Source organism: Acinetobacter gerneri DSM 14967 = CIP 107464 = MTCC 9824 (genome assembly GCF_000368565.1).
Lineage (GTDB): Bacteria > Pseudomonadota > Gammaproteobacteria > Pseudomonadales > Moraxellaceae > Acinetobacter > Acinetobacter gerneri.
In genome coordinates this window covers 124,081-136,346 of the sequence record NZ_KB849542.1, presented here as the reverse complement: position 1 = coordinate 136,346, position 12,266 = coordinate 124,081, and the positions used below count along the sequence as shown (strand labels likewise).

12 protein-coding genes are annotated in these 12,266 nt (G+C 38.5%); 7 read left to right on the top strand and 5 right to left on the bottom strand.

Annotated elements, in window-relative coordinates:
- Positions 1-9: 9 nt before the first annotated feature.
- Entirely contained in the window at positions 10-2,316 is a 2,307-nt protein-coding gene (metE, locus tag F960_RS06215; RefSeq protein WP_004860923.1) for a 5-methyltetrahydropteroyltriglutamate--homocysteine S-methyltransferase, read from the bottom strand.
- 243 nt (positions 2,317-2,559) lie between these two features.
- Between metE and F960_RS06210 the strand changes: the two genes are divergently transcribed.
- Positions 2,560-3,480, top strand: coding sequence for a LysR family transcriptional regulator (locus F960_RS06210; RefSeq protein WP_004860920.1), 921 nt, complete (start codon positions 2,560-2,562; stop codon positions 3,478-3,480).
- A 164-nt stretch (positions 3,481-3,644) separates the two neighbouring features.
- Positions 3,645-4,688, top strand: a complete 1,044-nt coding sequence (locus F960_RS06205) for a sensor domain-containing diguanylate cyclase (protein ID WP_004860917.1) — start codon at positions 3,645-3,647, stop codon at positions 4,686-4,688.
- On the opposite strand, the gene F960_RS06200 is transcribed toward F960_RS06205, so the two are convergent.
- Positions 4,665-5,117: a DUF441 domain-containing protein gene (locus F960_RS06200; RefSeq protein WP_004860915.1), complete on the bottom strand. Its 453-nt coding sequence runs from the start codon at positions 5,115-5,117 to the stop codon at positions 4,665-4,667. The genes F960_RS06205 and F960_RS06200 overlap by 24 nt on opposite strands.
- Positions 5,118-5,262: 145 nt before the next feature.
- Between F960_RS06200 and F960_RS06195 the strand changes: the two genes are divergently transcribed.
- The gene (locus tag F960_RS06195) at positions 5,263-5,985 is read left to right on the top strand and encodes a pseudouridine synthase (RefSeq protein WP_035373095.1); all 723 of its coding nucleotides are present in this window, start codon (positions 5,263-5,265) and stop codon (positions 5,983-5,985) included.
- Here the strand turns inward: F960_RS06195 and F960_RS06190 are convergent.
- The 3 genes from F960_RS06190 to F960_RS06180 form a co-directional block, all read right to left on the bottom strand.
- Positions 5,978-6,421 carry a GNAT family N-acetyltransferase gene (locus F960_RS06190; RefSeq protein WP_004860910.1) on the bottom strand — a complete coding sequence of 148 codons (444 nt, stop codon included), beginning with the start codon at positions 6,419-6,421 and terminating at the stop codon, positions 5,978-5,980. The genes F960_RS06195 and F960_RS06190 overlap by 8 nt on opposite strands.
- Before the next feature lie 125 nt (positions 6,422-6,546).
- Positions 6,547-6,864, bottom strand: coding sequence for a type II toxin-antitoxin system RelB/DinJ family antitoxin (locus F960_RS06185; protein WP_004860908.1), 318 nt, complete (start codon positions 6,862-6,864; stop codon positions 6,547-6,549).
- A 106-nt stretch (positions 6,865-6,970) separates the two neighbouring features.
- Positions 6,971-7,888, bottom strand: a complete 918-nt coding sequence (locus F960_RS06180) for a pseudouridine synthase (RefSeq protein ID WP_004860905.1) — start codon at positions 7,886-7,888, stop codon at positions 6,971-6,973.
- Positions 7,889-8,054: 166 nt separating this feature from the next.
- Here F960_RS06180 and tsaE point away from each other — a divergent pair, with 166 nt between their 5' ends.
- From tsaE to hfq, 4 genes are all read left to right on the top strand, one after another.
- Positions 8,055-8,528 carry a tRNA (adenosine(37)-N6)-threonylcarbamoyltransferase complex ATPase subunit type 1 TsaE gene (gene tsaE / locus F960_RS06175; protein ID WP_020846623.1) on the top strand — a complete coding sequence of 158 codons (474 nt, stop codon included), beginning with the start codon at positions 8,055-8,057 and terminating at the stop codon, positions 8,526-8,528.
- A 28-nt stretch (positions 8,529-8,556) separates the two neighbouring features.
- A complete protein-coding gene (mutL, locus tag F960_RS06170) occupies positions 8,557-10,539 on the top strand; it encodes a DNA mismatch repair endonuclease MutL (RefSeq protein ID WP_004860900.1) in 1,983 nt (660 codons plus the stop codon).
- Between the two features lie 6 nt (positions 10,540-10,545).
- Positions 10,546-11,490, top strand: coding sequence for a tRNA (adenosine(37)-N6)-dimethylallyltransferase MiaA (gene miaA, locus F960_RS06165; RefSeq protein ID WP_004860897.1), 945 nt, complete (start codon positions 10,546-10,548; stop codon positions 11,488-11,490).
- 93 nt (positions 11,491-11,583) lie between these two features.
- Positions 11,584-12,096: an RNA chaperone Hfq gene (gene hfq, locus F960_RS06160; RefSeq protein ID WP_004860895.1), complete on the top strand. Its 513-nt coding sequence runs from the start codon at positions 11,584-11,586 to the stop codon at positions 12,094-12,096.
- The last annotated feature ends 170 nt before the right edge of the window (positions 12,097-12,266 follow it).

The following is a 12,266-nucleotide window of genomic DNA, read 5'->3' as shown; positions in this document are numbered from 1 at the left end:
TTGTTATTTTCAAGCAGCTTCTAATTCTTTTCGTATTTCTTTTGCCATTTTGACTAATTCTGTCAGTGCAGCTTTCGTTTCTGCCCAGTTACGTGTTTTTAAACCGCAGTCAGGATTGACCCAAAGACGCTCAGCAGGGATGGTTTTTAAAGCACCATCGATTACGCTACGCATATTTTCACTGCTTGGAGTGCGTGGACTATGAATATCATATACCCCCGGACCGATTGCATTTGGATAGCCTTGTTGGTGGAATACCTCTAAAAGCTGTAAACCTGAGCGTGAGGTTTCAATGGTAATGACATCCGCATCCATTGCTGTGATTTCAGCTAAGCAATCTTTAAAATCTGAATAACACATATGAGTATGAATCTGGGTATCTAACTTGGCACTGCTTGAACAGTGTTTAAATGATTTAACTGCCCAATCCCAGTATTCTGGACGATCAGCTTTACGTAGAGGTAAACCTTCACGGAATGCTGCTTCATCGATTTGAATGATCTCGACACCTGCTGTTTGCAGATCAGAAACTTCTAGGCGAATCGCCTCAGCAAGTTGTAAGCAGACTTCTCGGCGTGTGCGATGCGCAGGTGGGAATGACCAGTTCAAAATGGTGACAGGACCCGTCAACATGCCTTTAACAATTTTGTCAGATAGACTATTTGCATATTCAATCCATTTCACAGTCATTGCATTTGGACGGCTGATATCAGCTACGATGATCGGTGGACGTACACAACGACTACCATAAGATTGTACCCAACCAAATTTTGATAACCAGAAACCATCGAGCAGACTTGCGAAGTACTCAACCATGTCAGTACGTTCAGCCTCGCCATGCACCAAAACATCTAGGCCCAATGCTACTTGTTGCTCTATTGCATATGCAATCTCTTTTTTCATTGCTGTTTCATAATCAGCATCTGAAAGTTGACCTTTATTCCATGCTGCACGCGCTGCTCGGATTTCTGTTGTTTGTGGGAATGAGCCGATTGTGGTGGTTGGTATAAGCGGTAAGTTAAATTTTTCTTGTTGTGCTTTGAAACGGATTTCAAATGCTTCAGGACGTGATTGAGCAACGAGATCAAAGCTATGTTCTGCAGCCTTACTGAGTTTTTCATTTACATAAATGTTGCCAGACGCAAGTGCAACCAATTCATCAAGTTTTTGTCGAGCAAAAGCAAGTTTACCATCGATATTGCTTGGTACAGTTTCCGAGCTTAAATCTACTGGGACATGTAAAAGTGAACAACCAGTGGATAACCATAGACGATCAGCTAAGGTTTTTTGTGCAGTTTGGACAATTTCATCGAGTTTGACCAAATCACTCGCCCAAACACTACGGCCATTAATCACACCCAAAGAGAGGATTTTATGTGAAGGAAGTTGATCGATGACTTTTTTCCAGAAAAATTCACCTGCTTTTTCACGGCTAATGTCGATATGCAAACCTGCAACTGGTAGATTTACCGCGAGATTTAGATTTTCACCCAAAGTTTCAAAATAGGTGGTGATGATAAGTTTTAGAGCATCACGACGTTGCAATAAGTGATATACACGTTCAAAAGCTGCTTGCCATTCTGGAGCGAGATCGAGTACTAAAATAGGCTCATCGACTTGCACATATTCAACCCCACGGGCACTCAATTCATCAAATAATTTGGCATAAATGGGAATGAGAGCATCAACAAACTGAAGTGTCGCTTTATCAGCTGCAAGTTCGGCATGTTCATGGCCACATTCACAGTCATGCTCTTTATGATGATCCTGAACTTCAGAGCTTTGTTGCTGATCTACAATGCGTGAAAGGTAAAGGAAAGTGAGTAAACCAGGAACAACGACTTTAAGTGGCTGTTTCAATGTTTTTGCTCGGTCAACTTGTGCATATAGCTCAGAAAAATCAGCATTAAATGTTTGAGCTGAATCTAATTCAGGTACGAGATAATGATAATTGGTGTCAAACCACTTGGTCATTTCAAGTGCGGCGACGTCAGAACAGTTCGGTGCACGTCCACGCGCCAAGTAAAATTGTTGATCAATCTGATTGAGTTTTGAGGCTTCATGGAAACGAGCTGGAATGACACCAAGGCGTACAGCATGAGTCAATATACTGTCATATAAAACAAAATCGCCTACAGTTAGCAATGATGTACCAGCATCGATTTGAGCTTGCCAATTGCTTGCTTCAACGGCATATGCTTTTTCTAAAAATTCAGTTTGTGAAGTTTCATTTTTCCAATAAGCTTCGCATGCAAATTTAAGTTCACGTTTTGCACCAATACGTGGATATCCTAAAATATGAGTTTGAATAGTCATTTTATTTAGCCCTAAATCTAATTAATAAAATTCATTTGTTAAAATAATAATTAAATATTTCTCATGATGAGACAAACTAATTAATTTCATGATATAGTGAATACTATTCATTTATACTAATCTGTCTTTTATATTTATTTTTGTGATAAATGCTTCACATTTTATAAGTTTAAAATTGTTAGATTAGTTTAAAAAATTTAGAAATTTTGATTCAGAAATCAGCGCAATGTTGGAACCTTATTCATGTTGGAAATTCGCCATTTAAAAACTTTAATTGCTTTACGTGAACATGGTTCATTGGTTGCTGCTGCAAATGATTTGTGTTTGACACCTTCGGCGATTTCTCATCAACTTAAAGAACTTGATCATTGGTACGGGGTAGAAGTAGTCAATCGACGTAGTCGTCCAGTCACCTTTTCCAATGTTGGACAACGCCTGTTAAAACTTGCGGATGACATTTTGCCGCAGATTCAAATTGCGCAAACGGATATTACGCGGATTGTACATGGTCAAACGGGGCGGATTATTTTCTCATCGGAATGTCATAGTTGTTTTGACTGGTTAATGCCTTTGCTTAATCAATACCGCCAACAATATCCTGATGTTGATCTGGATTTTGCTTCTGGTTTTGAGGCAAATCCGCATGAACTTTTACAAAATGCTGAGTTTGATTTGTTAATTACAGCCGATCCAATTGCATTAAAAGGTATTGAATACTTTCCAATTTTTGAGTACGAGTCGCGTTTGGTTTTGTCCAATACTCATCCATTGGTTCGTGCAAAAAATATTACGGTTCAAGAGTTGGCTGAAGAAACTTTGATTACCTATCCAGTTGATAAACACCGCTTAGATATCATAGCAAAGTTGTTCATTCCTGCAAATATTTTACCAAAGCAGGTACGTACTACAGATTTAACTCAGATGTTGATTCAATTGGTGGCAAGTGGTCGAGGGATTGCAGCTTTACCTGATTGGGTCGTCAACGAATATGAGCAAAAAGGCTGGGTAACTTCTAAAAGATTAGACTGTGTCGCAACAAATGGCTTACGTCGAACTTTGTATGCAGGATATCGAATAGAGGAGAAAGAGAAGAATTATTTCGAAGGTTTCTTGAAACAGTTAGAAAAATTTTCGCAAAAACGTAACAGCTATTATGCAAGTTAAATTGTATTTTTTTAAACTATTGTGATCTGGTTTTCATTTTAAATATCTGTTTGAATTTTATATGATAAATATGTGTAACTTTGTTCGAAAATATCATAATATATCTGAAAAATGTATTACTATTTAAATTCCTTATTTGGTAAAAATCCAACTGGGAAAGGTGTATGCCTAGATCAAGACTGCTTACGCAAAAACAGCTCATGAGTATTATTCAACTGCAGATTCAGATTGCAAAATTGGGTCTGGACAGTAAAGCTGTAATGGCTACAGTAGTTGATAAAATTCAAGAGATGACCAATGCCAAAGGTGTGGTCATTGAGCTTCCTGATGGCGATGAAATGCTCTATAGCGTTGTTTCACAAAGTGCAGCTTCGTTATTGGGAATACGCCTTAAAAAAAATCATAGTTTGTCCGGTTTGTGTTATTTACAAAACGAAATTTTTTATTCCCCTGATGCTGAAAATGATCCACGAATAGACCCAATTAATCGCCGAAAAATAGAATTTCGTTCTATGGTTGTCGTTCCACTTGCGCATGTCGGTGAGCCACTTGGTGTTTTAAAAGTCTATTCTGAACATTTGGACGGTTTTGGTGAACAAGATATTCAAATTTTAAGCTTGCTTGCGGAACAGGTTGCTGCTGCGATTTATCATAGCTCGCGTTATGGGGCAGAGGAGTTATATCAACTCGCAACACGTGATTCTTTAACACGATTGGCAAATCGTTCGTTGTTCCGTGATCGTTTACATTTATCTATTTCACAAGCAAAACAAGATCAACATCTTATGGCAATCCTTGCGATTGATATGGATGGATTAAAAAAAATAAACGATCAGTTTGGGCATCGTTTTGGCGATGAAGCGATTAAAGAAATTGCCAGAAGATTGGTCAATGCCGTAGGCAAAGAAGATTTGGTTGCGCGTTTAGGTGGTGACGAGTTTGCTATTATTCTCAATCATATTTCCGAAGCTTCAGAAGTTGTTTCTGCTACAGCACATATCGAGCAACTTTGCAGCATGCCCTTTGAGTTCGAAGATAAAATTCTACAAATGAGCGCAAGTATTGGAAGTGCGGTTTTTCCAGATGAAGCCCAAACGATTGAAAAATTGCAAGAAATGGCTGATTTGCGAATGTATAAAAGTAAACGTGAGCGAAAAAATCAAAGACAGCTTTTATTGCAACAATTATCCTTTTCCGATCAAAAGTGACAAGATGCCTGCTGCGATGAGTGGTCCTACTGGGACGCCACGTAGTAGTGCAACTCCTGCTACTGTTCCGATCAATAAACCTGCTACGACATTGGGTTGTAAGGTCATGAGTTTTACACCACGACCGCCTAACCACGCGACTGTAAGTCCGACTAAGATCGCAAGGATAGATTTCCAGCTCATAAATGATTTTAAAATCTCATCCCCTGGGATTTTACCGCTTGCAATCGGTGTGAGTACGCCGATGGTTAAAATGATAATCCCAATATTTAAGCCATGATTTTGTAAAAGTGGAAAATACTCTGATAAAGGTGTGATTCTAAAAACAATCAATACGGCAGCAGCAATGGTCACAGCAGTATTGTGACTGAAAATCCCACACGCTAATAAAATAATTAATACGATTAGGTTGAGATCTAAATTTGCCATATTCGTTCTTTCTTTATGAAAACAGGAAAATGACAGCATTATAGACAATAATTACAGCAAAAAGACAAGTTGCATGCAACGAAATTGCTCAATCAGCTCCAAAACAGATTAGACTATGCAAAATTGAAAATGAGGTGCTTTTATGATTTTGCTTGAAAAAATTTTACAGAGTCAGGGCTTTGGCTCTCGAAAATATTGTCAGCAATTGATTAAAAGTGGTGCTGTATGCGTAGAAAATGGAACAATTCATGATTTAAAACAGAAATTTAAACCGCAAAATTTGCAATTTTCTGTGTTTAATATTCCGTATATTTACCGTGAAAAAGTTTATATTGCACTGAATAAACCCAAAGGCTATGAATGCTCACATCAAGCGACACATCATTTAAGTGTCTTTGAGCTTTTTGATGAGATTTTACTCAATCGTGGTTTGCAATGTGTAGGGCGTTTAGATCAGGATACCTCTGGATTATTGTTATTGACAGATGATGGTCAATTTTTACAGGCACTGACGAATCCACGTAAGCATGTGCCCAAAGTTTATCGCATGCTTTTGGCTGATCCAATCGATCATGAACAGATTGAAACTTTACAACACGGTGTTGAACTGCGAAATGAAAAAGGAGTCTTTGCAGCGACAGATGTGATAAAACGTGCTGAAAACGAATTGCAAATGACGATTCACCAAGGCGTTTATCATCAAGTTAAGCGGATGTTGGCAGCGGTTGGTAATAAAGTTGAAGCATTACATCGCCACCAAATCGGACAACTTTCACTTGATGATTTTAAGGAAAATTCACTTGAAGAATCCAACTGGACTTATCTTGATGAATCACAAATTTTGGCTGCCAAAAATCAACTTACTTGAGGAAGCAATGATAAGTGATAAATTCATCATCACGAACAAAGCCCATTTTTTCGTAAAGTTGCTGTGACTGATAATTGGTCTTTTGAGTTTCGAGGCTGATGCGAAGCGCATTTTCATGTCGTGCAAATAAAATTGCGGTGTCTATGAGTTGTTTTGCAGAGCCTTGACGTCGAAAAATTGGAGTCACATAGACGTCATCTAAAATATAATAACTCGAACATGCGACAGAATTGAACCCTTTATAAAGTAAAACAAAACCTGTAAATACATCATCTTTCACATGAACAAAGAAGACACTTTCTTGATTTTCAAAGCGTTGAATTAAAAAATTTAAAGATTGGTCAATGTTGGAAGATGCGCCGTAAAATTGGCGATATTCATCAAATAAAACTGCAAGTTGGTTTAAGTCTGCTTGTGTTGCGCGTCTTACGATCATTTTCAGCTCCTTGCACTTTTTATTACAACAGTTTGGTATCACTGTCATTTTTATTTGTTTGGCAATAGAGCATAACGAAAAATGAATAAGGATCGAGTTAAAGTTTGTTTATAAATGCTTCACTGTTAAGTTTTGTCACTTTCACCAAGCAGGGCATTTAACTCTTCAAAAATGTCATCATGATCATCTAAGTCAAGTTCTGTCGCTGGTGTTTGAGCATTGGTATCCAGTTGCTCTTGTTTGAGTTTACGTAGCTTTAACAATTGTTCCATGTTGATATTTTGGTTTTCAATTGCAAAGGGAATGGATTTTGTTAAAACCACTTGTTTGAAGAATAAACGAACCGCTTGAGCAGGGGTAATCCCGAGCTGTTTAAAGACAGCAAACGCTTGTTTTTTTTCTTGTGAATCAAGTCGGACTTGATAAACTTCTGTTTTTCTCATGAATGGTGACCAAACATCATTAGCTTTAAGCGTTTATTTTAATGAAACTAAATGTAATTTCAATCTTTTAGCGATAAAAAGTGTATTTTTTGTCATTACAATGAAATTATAGCGTCAATACTTGTTCCGAACAAAAGTGATTTTGCTGCTTTGTTATCGGATCGATGAATAAAATCTCTTTGGCAAGTAGTTGTAACGGTTGAGTAAAATCTTGTTCATTTTTATGTGAAATAACGGGATAAAACGGATCATTTTTGATTGGAATTCCAAGATGATTCATGTGAACTCTTAACTGATGCTGTTTACCTGTTGTTGGTTTTAGTTCATATAGTGCCCAGTTTGTATCATGCTCGATTATTTTTAATTCGGTATGGGTATTGGCTTCGCCATCCACGACTTGCATGGTGTAAAAAGGTTGTCCCTTTTCCATTCTTAAATTAATCGTTAAGTTTTGCTTTAAGCTCGAATCGTAAGACGCAATCGCATGATAGATTTTTTGGATTTGTCGATTTGCAAACATTTGTTGATAAATACCACGCGTTTCAGCTCGTTTGGAAAATAAAACAACACCTGCTGTTTCTCGATCTAGTCGATGAATCGGTGTGAGTTCCGCTATTCCTGTCGTATTTTTTAAGCGAACAAGTAAAGTTTCTTGAACATATTGACCTGTTGGACTCATGGTTAAAAAATGAGGTTTATCGACGACCAATATATCGTCATTTTCAAAGAGAATTTTCTCATAAAAAGGAACATGAATTTCATGTGCCAAAAAACGGTAATAGTAAATATGCGTATTGGCGATATAGGGGCTATGTCGGTTTAAAACTTGCCCATGAAAATCATAGATCAGACCATCATCAAAACGCTGCTGCCATTCTTGTGGCAAAATATGCGAAAAATGTTGGCATAAATATTCGTATAAACTGCTAAAAGAATGCGTAGATTTTTCAATAAAAACCTTGCTTGCCGTAACGCCATTTCGCATCGGAGGAATAAAATTTGGTTGTAAGGGCAAATTAGACATAAAGGTTTGAGCTGACTGGGTTAAGTAGATAAACTAAAAAATAGCTATTAATGCTTTGATTTGCGCAAAATTTAAAGCATTTGTTTCAAAGCATTAAATTGCACATAGGCTTTAGGCTTGGTCAATGTTATCATATTCGTTTGCTTTGAATCATGTTGTGGACCCTATGTTGCATTCGTTTAAATTAACTTTAAGTCATGAACAAGATACTCAAAAGTTAGCAGAAACGCTGGCGAAGCAACTCAACCAAGGTGTGATTTATCTGATTGGGGATTTGGGTGCTGGTAAAACAACGCTGACGCGCTATTTATTACAAAGTTTGGGACATCAAGGGGCGGTGAAAAGTCCGACCTATACCTTGGTAGAGCCTTATAAAATTAATGGAAAAGAAATCTTTCATTTTGACTTGTATCGTTTAAACGATCCTTATGAGCTTGAACTGATGGGGATCCGAGATTATTTGGATATTCCAAATGCGCTTTTTTTGTTTGAATGGCCGTCTAAAGGTGGTGATGAAATTCCACAAGCGGACTATGTCATTGAAATTGAAAAATCAGCAGATGATACCAGTCAAGAACATATGCGTTTTGTAACGATTCACTCAAATTCTCTAGAATTCATTCAAGCCCTTCAGCATTAAATTGAATTGTTGCCATTAGGAAGACAAGATGACAGATGATCGTTTAAGTTTGCGTCGTATTCATACGCTTGATCCAGCTTTGGCAAACCAGATTGCAGCGGGTGAGGTGATTGAACGACCATCATCTGTCGTAAAAGAATTACTTGAAAATTCAATTGATGCAGGTGCATCAGAATTGATTATTCGTATCGCTCAAGGCGGTAGTACGCTGATCGAAATTATCGACAATGGGCGAGGGATTCATCCTGAAGATTTGCCATTGTCCGTGACGCGTCATGCCACCAGTAAAATTCAATCAGCGGAAGATTTGCATGCGATTGTGAGTTTGGGGTTCCGTGGTGAGGCATTAGCTTCGATTGCAGCTGTGTCACGTTTGACTTTGACCAGTAGTCAAAATGATGATGGTGTGGGCTATCAAGTTGAGGTGAATGGTACTGCTTTTGATCATCAAGAAATCCAAGCCGTTGCTGCACAGCGTGGTACACATATTCGTGTGCAGGATTTGTTTTTTAATGTGCCAGCACGTCGGAAATTCTTAAAAAAACCCACCACTGAATACGGACATATCGAAGAAATTGTTCGTCGTTTGGCATTGACGCATTTTGATATACGATTTGTCTTGGAACATAACGATAATATTCGTTTGAATCTTCCAGTCGCAGATAGTGGCGAATTGCGCTTTCAACGTGTGCAGCAGTTACTTGGTCGTCAGTTTATTGAAAATGCCTACTGGACTGATTCGGATAGTATCAGCATGCGCTTATCGGGTTGGTTAGGGCATCCTTCTGATGCACGTGCTCAGGCTGATTTACAGTATGTTTATGTCAATGGACGTATCGTCAAAGATAAGACCATTTCGCATGCACTGCGCATGGCTTATGATGGGATTTTACATGGTCATCAGCACCCAGCCTATTTGTTATTTTTAGAAGTTGATCCTGAAAATATCGATGTCAATGTGCATCCAACGAAGCATGAAATCCGCTTTTTAAATCAACGTGAAGTGCATGAGTTTGTGCGCCATTTTGCCAAAGAAACATTATCGCAATTTCAAACAGCAAGCGCAGAATTGTCTTCAGCGATGAAACAAAATGAGCAAGATTCTCATGCTTCTGTGGCACAGCCACGATATCAAGAACAATTTAGTTTACATCGCGATCAACAAGCACAGCAGCAAAATTCACCTGAATCTTATCGTGAAACAGGATTTAATGGTGGCTTAACTGATTTTAATAGCACTCAGCCGCAATCTGTCGCTTATCAACCGCAAAGTTCATATCAAGGTAGTCAACAGCTCAATAATGCATTGAAAAGTTATCTTGCGCCTTTACGTGAATCTTCAGATGAAGGTGCAATTGAATCTGAATTTAACCATGCATTGGAAAATATCGCGCCTAAAGTTGATCAGCATTCTCATGTTGATGAGCATCCATTGGGGATTGCGATTGCGCAGCTACACGGTATTTATATTTTGGCGCAAAATACTGAAGGTCTGATCATCGTTGATATGCATGCAGCACATGAGCGTATTGTGCTTGAGCAAATGAAAATGGCTTGGGATAAACCTGAGTTTTGGATTTCACAACAATTATTAATTCCAAAAGTTGTTTCAATTACACGTATGCAAGCCATGCGTATTGATGAGCTAAAACCACAATTGGAGCGTTTGGGACTCGATATTGATCAATATGGTGATGATCAAGTCATTGTGCGTGGTGTGCCTGCTATTTTACAAAAAGCAGATTTTGCAGAGCTTATCCCTGAACTGTTAAATGATTTAGATCCAAACGATCAGGCAACAGCGCTACAACAAAAACGTGATCAAATCTTGGCAGGTATGGCGTGTCATAGTGCTGTGCGCGCGCATCGTATGCTAAGCCTTTCTGAAATGAATGCTTTGTTGAGACAAATGGAGCAAACTGAGTTTGCTAGCCAATGTAATCATGGTCGTCCAACATGGCGGGCATTTCCACTTTCACAACTTGATAAACTTTTTGCTCGTGGAGAGTAATTTTTGATGTCTAAACAATTACCTGTGATTAACTTAATGGGACCTACTGCAAGTGGTAAAACTGCTTTGGCTTGTGAACTTTATGAGCGTGGCGGTTTTGAGCTTATTTCAGTGGATTCTGCGTTGGTTTATCAAGACATGGACATCGGTACTGCCAAACCTACAAAACAAGAACAGGCGCTTTATCCGCATCATCTGATCGATGTGATAACGCCATTAGAAACTTATTCTGCTGCACAATTCGTTGAAGATTCATGTCGCCTGATTGATGACATACATTTACGTGCTAAAACCCCAATTTTAGTGGGTGGCACTATGTTGTATTTCAAAGCATTACTTGAAGGTTTGTCGGAAAATCTACCCAATGCAGATCCTCAGATTCGCGCTGAAATTGAAGCTCAGGCTGAAGCAAACGGTTGGCAAGAGGTTTATGATGAGCTAGCTCGTGTTGATCCTGAAGCAGGTGAAAAGTTTAAGGTCAGTGATCGCCAACGGATCATCCGTGCTTTAGAGGTTTTTCGTATAACTGGCACGCCAATTACACAATTACAGCGTGAACAACCTAAAAATATACCGTATCGTTACACATTTCATAACTATGCTTTGTTGCCTGATCGTGTAGAATTACACGAGAGGATTCAACTTCGCCTAAAAAAAATGTGGGAAATCGGTTTTTTAAATGAAGTTGAAGACCTTATTAAAAAATACGATCTAAATGAAAATTTGCCTTCCATGCGCTGCGTCGGTTATCGTCAGGCTTTAGATTTTTTAAATAATGGTGATAGAAGTCTCAAAAAATATGCTGAAATGGAGGACAAAGCTTTATTCGCGACACGACAACTTGCAAAACGTCAATACACTTGGTTACGATCTTTGCAAGAATTACACCATTTTAAAACTTATTCGTCGATAAAGCAGGCACATGAAGACTTGCGAAAGTTGTATGGATGAAGCAAAATTCAATGACCATCTTTTTTATAAATTTTAATTGAAAAATAAAGATGGCTTTTTGCGCTGATTTAAAAATTTTTTTGGAGTTATAAAATGTCTAAAGGCCAAACTTTACAAGATCCGTTCTTGAATTCTCTCCGTAAAGAACGTATTCCAGTTTCTATCTTTCTTGTAAATGGTATTAAATTACAAGGTCATATTGAATCTTTTGACCAATATGTAGTGTTACTTAAAAATACTGTAAGCCAAATGGTTTACAAACACGCTATTTCAACTGTTGTTCCTGCACGTAACCCACGTCCTGCTGGTGCTCCTGCTGGTGCTCAAGGCACAGCTGGCGGCTTTGGTGGTCAAGGTGGCTTTGGTGGCGGTCAACAAGGTGGCTTCGGTGGCGGTCAACAAGGCGGTTTTGGTGGTCAAGGTTTTGGCGGTCAAGGCGGTTTTGGTGGTCAAGGTGGCTTCGGTGGTCAAGGTGGTGGCTTCGGTGGTCAAGGTGGCTTCGGCGGTCAAGGTGGCTTCGGTGGTCAAAGTGGTTTTGGCGGTCAAGGTGGCTTTGAAAGCGAAACTAAATTTGAAGATTCACAAGAAGACGAAAATAATCGTTAATCTAAGAATTGAAAAAAAAGACGCATCATGCGTCTTTTTTTTGTGTTAAAAATTCGATGTAAGCAATATCTAGCATTTTTCGAGTTGTATCGATGTTTGACATGAAAAATTAACGATTAAAAAAGCCCAAATTGATTTGGGCTTTTTTGATATCTGTCTATGTTATGGTG

Excerpts from the sequence above, each read along its gene's own strand:
- F960_RS06200 (WP_004860915.1), bottom strand. The coding sequence starts at position 5,117 with ATGGCAAATTTAGATCTCAACCTAATCGTATTAATTATTTTATTAGCG.
- tsaE (WP_020846623.1), top strand. The coding sequence starts at position 8,055 with ATGTTGCATTCGTTTAAATTAACTTTAAGTCATGAACAAGATACTCAA.
- mutL (WP_004860900.1), top strand. The coding sequence starts at position 8,557 with ATGACAGATGATCGTTTAAGTTTGCGTCGTATTCATACGCTTGATCCA.
- F960_RS06210 (WP_004860920.1), top strand. The coding sequence starts at position 2,560 with ATGTTGGAAATTCGCCATTTAAAAACTTTAATTGCTTTACGTGAACAT.
- F960_RS06190 (WP_004860910.1), bottom strand. The coding sequence starts at position 6,421 with ATGATCGTAAGACGCGCAACACAAGCAGACTTAAACCAACTTGCAGTT.
- hfq (WP_004860895.1), top strand. The coding sequence starts at position 11,584 with ATGTCTAAAGGCCAAACTTTACAAGATCCGTTCTTGAATTCTCTCCGT.
- F960_RS06185 (WP_004860908.1), bottom strand. The coding sequence starts at position 6,864 with ATGAGAAAAACAGAAGTTTATCAAGTCCGACTTGATTCACAAGAAAAA.
- F960_RS06205 (WP_004860917.1), top strand. The coding sequence starts at position 3,645 with ATGCCTAGATCAAGACTGCTTACGCAAAAACAGCTCATGAGTATTATT.
- miaA (WP_004860897.1), top strand. The coding sequence starts at position 10,546 with ATGTCTAAACAATTACCTGTGATTAACTTAATGGGACCTACTGCAAGT.
- F960_RS06180 (WP_004860905.1), bottom strand. The coding sequence starts at position 7,888 with ATGTCTAATTTGCCCTTACAACCAAATTTTATTCCTCCGATGCGAAAT.
- metE (WP_004860923.1), bottom strand. The coding sequence starts at position 2,316 with ATGACTATTCAAACTCATATTTTAGGATATCCACGTATTGGTGCAAAA.